This is a genomic window from Oleiphilus sp. HI0043, from assembly GCF_001634935.1.
Map to the genome: position 1 here is coordinate 1 of NZ_LWEY01001427.1, position 879 is coordinate 879.

Annotated in this window: 2 protein-coding genes; both read right to left on the reverse strand. The window is 42.2% G+C overall.

Features of this window, described 5'->3' with window-relative positions; all coding sequences use genetic code 11:
• On the reverse strand, nt 1–552 hold a 552-nt coding region (locus A3729_RS20075), incomplete at its 3' end, for a ribonuclease E/G (protein ID WP_156498040.1).
• An 80-nt stretch (nt 553–632) separates the two neighbouring features.
• Nucleotides 633–879 (reverse strand): rod shape-determining protein MreD (gene mreD, locus A3729_RS20080; protein ID WP_156498041.1); only part of this gene is annotated, 247 nt, incomplete at its 5' end.

Consider the following 879-nt stretch of genomic DNA (forward strand, 5'->3'; position numbering starts at 1 on the left):
AAACTCATCTTCTCCTGCACCTTCGGCCGCAGTACGCACAATAAAGCCCGAGCCTGCCTCTTCGTTATCTACCTGACAATTCAAAACAAGCTGCTTTAAACGCTCTCGCTCTACTTCATCTTCGATACGTTGAGATATACCAATATGTGAAACACTTGGGATATAAACCAAGTAACGGCTAGCAATTGACAGCTGAGTGGTTAAACGGGCACCTTTCGTACCAATGGGATCCTTGATGACTTGAACAACAAGCTCTTGACCTTCGCGCAACAATAATGCGATATCTGCATTATTCTCACTTTCGCCAGTTTCACCGACTTGTGGGTTAGAGGTGATATCAGAAACGTGTATAAATGCGGCGCGCTCAAGACCAATATCAACAAATGCAGCCTCCATTCCAGGAAGCACACGGACTACTTTTCCTTTGTAGATATTACCAACGAAGCCACGACAACTTGAACGCTCGATATACACTTCTTGCAGCATTCCGTTTTCTACAAGCGCTACACGAGTTTCAACCGGCGTAACGTTAATTAAAAGCTCTTCACTCATAGCACTACCTGAAACTTTCCTGTCAAAATAATAAGATTAGCAGCTATTGAAACGAAGCGGCATATCAAAGCGTTTTTTTATTATCGCAATGCAAAAACAAGACGGTCGGTGAAAATTAATACAAAAGGCCAAACTAAGGCGCTTGATAGTGCAGCTCCCAGATAAGACATATTATTATCGACAGCGCCAAGCGCTCCTCTGATAGTCATCACAATCATCAACAAAATTCCGATAATAAAAAATATTACCAAGGACTGCTGTAGTACCGGAAACATTTTTAAGCGTTGATGCATCGTCAAAACCAAATAAGAGACGATACAGCAAGCA